Source organism: Acetatifactor sp. (assembly GCF_982438285.1).
On sequence record NZ_CEWDFQ010000400.1, the window covers coordinates 1 to 2,470 of the forward strand.

The 2,470-nt window shown below is 51.0% G+C and carries 3 protein-coding genes and 1 pseudogene; 3 read left to right on the top strand and 1 reads right to left on the bottom strand.

All coding sequences use genetic code 11. The features are described from left to right. Positions 1-194: 194 nt before the first annotated feature. The 3 genes from AC1WIP_RS14470 to AC1WIP_RS14480 all read left to right on the top strand — a co-directional run bounded on the left by AC1WIP_RS14470 (position 195) and on the right by AC1WIP_RS14480 (position 2,235). Complete coding sequence (locus tag AC1WIP_RS14470; protein WP_481142491.1) at positions 195-1,232, top strand: aldose epimerase family protein; 1,038 nt, start codon at positions 195-197, stop codon at positions 1,230-1,232. 6 nt (positions 1,233-1,238) lie between these two features. Next, positions 1,239-1,670, top strand: coding sequence for a restriction endonuclease (locus AC1WIP_RS14475; protein ID WP_481142492.1), 432 nt, complete (start codon positions 1,239-1,241; stop codon positions 1,668-1,670). Between the two features lie 112 nt (positions 1,671-1,782). Further along, positions 1,783-2,235: a MarR family winged helix-turn-helix transcriptional regulator gene (locus tag AC1WIP_RS14480; RefSeq protein ID WP_481142493.1), complete on the top strand. Its 453-nt coding sequence runs from the start codon at positions 1,783-1,785 to the stop codon at positions 2,233-2,235. 7 nt (positions 2,236-2,242) lie between these two features. Here AC1WIP_RS14480 and AC1WIP_RS14485 read toward each other — a convergent pair. Next, a pseudogene (locus AC1WIP_RS14485) lies at positions 2,243-2,470 on the bottom strand (DUF885 domain-containing protein); the annotation flags it as partial.

Below are 2,470 nucleotides of genomic sequence, written 5' to 3' on the forward strand. Positions count from 1 at the left end.
ATGACTGCAGGAATCCATTTCTCTGTGAATGCTGTGCAGCGCGCGGACGCAAATCCAAAAACCAGTGTATGTGATGGGGAAAAGGATGCTATCAAAAAAAGGTAAAGGAAGCGTAAAAAGTTTTTTTACTTTTTCAGAATGGGCTTTGACTTTGGCCCCTTCATGTCTTATTATGATTTCAGGGAGGAAGAGGTATGATCGAAAAGAAATTATGGGGCAGTCTGCCTGACGGGAGAGAGATTTCCCTGTACCGGCTTACAAACAAGTGGGGAGAGTATGCGGAATTTCTTGACTATGGCGCTTCCCTGCATAGTCTGTATCTGCTGGATGGGGAGGGGAAGCTTGGAGATGTGGTTTTAGGGGTGGAAGGCCCCCAGGGACTGCAGGGATCCACTACAGAGGGTGCAACAGTGGGGCGCTGTGCGAGCCGTATAGCGGATGGCAGATTCGTCATTGACGGGAAGGTGTTCCAGCTGGAGAAGGGAAGCGGCGGCCACTGCCTGCACAGTGGAAGCAGTAATTTTGCACGCCAGCTTTTCCAGGCCAGACTGAAAGAAGAGGAAAACAAAATTACGTTCCTTTTAAGGGATTTGGGAAGCTGCGGCTATGAGTGCGCGGTGGAGGCGGAGGTTTCCTTTACCTTTGATGACAACCATCGTCTGATTATAGAATATTGTATGACGCCGGAGGGGGATACGGTGCTGTCGCCTACCAACCACGCCTATTTTAATCTTGGGTGTCAGGACGCCAGGGATCATCTGCTCACCATTCATGGGTCATCCTGCGCAGCAAAGAGTGAGAGAGGGCTGCCGGAGGGAGAGATCAAAAGCGTCAAGGATACGCCTCTTGATTTTACCGGCAGGCGGTCTATAGGACAGGCCATGGAAAGCGGACCTGTGGATTTGGTGAAGGGCGCGCCAGGCTATGACGAGAGCTATATCATAGACGGCACAGGCTTTCGGGAGGCGGCGCAGTTGTACTGCCCACAGTCAGGCCGGTATATGAAGGTGGAAACGGATATGCCCTGCCTTGTATTGTTCGTAAGCAAATTTTCCGAGCAAAAGCCCGGAAAGGCCGGAAGGATTTATGAGGGCTATGCCTCCGTCTGTCTGGAAACAGAGTATGTTCCCAATGCGGTAAACTGCACGGCTTTTGAAAAGCCGGTATTTCATGAAGGACAGGTAATGCGTTCCAGGACGGTTTACGCCTTCGGGTGCGTACAAGAGGATTGATTTTTTATGATCATTATTTTGATACTGCTTGCAGCCGTCCTGTGCGGAGGAGGCATTTGGCTTTTCATAAGGGCTAGAAGGCGAAGGCCCCAGAGCATTGACCTGATGGAAGGGCATGATTTTGAGTATTTCTGCGCAGATCTGCTGAAAAAGCACGGCTTTTTGGAGGTTGAGGTCACAAAGGGAAGCGGGGATTACGGAATTGATATCCTGGCGGAAAAGGAGGGCGTGACCTATGCCATCCAGTGCAAATGCTACACCTCGCCAGTGGGCGTGAAGGCTGTGCAGGAGGCATACGCAGGCCGTGACTACTATGACCGGATGGTGGGCGCCGTCCTTACCAACCAATACTTTACATCCTCCGCCGTGGAAGCGGCGAAAAAACTAAAGATATTGTTATGGGACAGGGGCTATTTGGAAAGCATGCTGGAGGAGTAAGTCCCCCTGTCCCATTGGGGCACGGGCTATTTGGAAAGCATGCTGGAGGAGTAAGTCCCCTGTCCCATTGGGGCACGGGCTATTTGGAAAGCATGCTGGAGGAGACAGCAAAGTGAATCTTAACGCAACTTTAAACGAAGTGCTGGTGAGGCTATTTCGTGACATTAATGCAATTGAAGAACAGGCCGTCAGAACCGGAGAGTATAAGGAGCTCTCTGTAAATGACATGCATGTCATTGAAGCCATAGACATACATGAGCCGAAAAATATGACCTCTGTGGCGCGGGCCTTGTCCGTCACCACGGGAACCCTCACTATTTCCGTGAACGGGCTGGTGAAAAAAGGTTTTGTGGAGCGCACCCGAAGTGAAGAGGACAGAAGAGTGGTGCTGGTTTCTCTCACTCAAAAAGGGAGAAAAGCCTTCGCACAGCACAGCCGCTTTCACCAGCAGATGATAGACGCGGTGGTGGAAGGCTTAACCCCCCAGGAACAGGAGATTCTGGAAAAAGCCTTGCGTAATTTAAACCAGTTTTTCCGGGGGATTGGGAAACCAAACCTTTCGTGAGCGTCATTTAACCGGCAATGGGCAGCAGGGAGGCGTCAGGCGTGGTTTCCAGGAGACGCTCTTTCAGGGAGGTGAAATCCGAAGGGCCGCAGTCCAAAAAGAAGGTGTGGAAGGCATAGTCGGAATAGGAATCTCCCCACTGTGTCATGGCCTCCTGCTGTAAAGAGAGAATTTCCAGATAGCCAAGGTAATACTTTAAGTAGTTGCAGGGCTCCTCCGCGATATAGGCATAGAT

Excerpts from the sequence above, each read along its gene's own strand:
- AC1WIP_RS14475 (WP_481142492.1), top strand. The coding sequence starts at position 1,239 with ATGATCATTATTTTGATACTGCTTGCAGCCGTCCTGTGCGGAGGAGGC.
- AC1WIP_RS14470 (WP_481142491.1), top strand. The coding sequence starts at position 195 with ATGATCGAAAAGAAATTATGGGGCAGTCTGCCTGACGGGAGAGAGATT.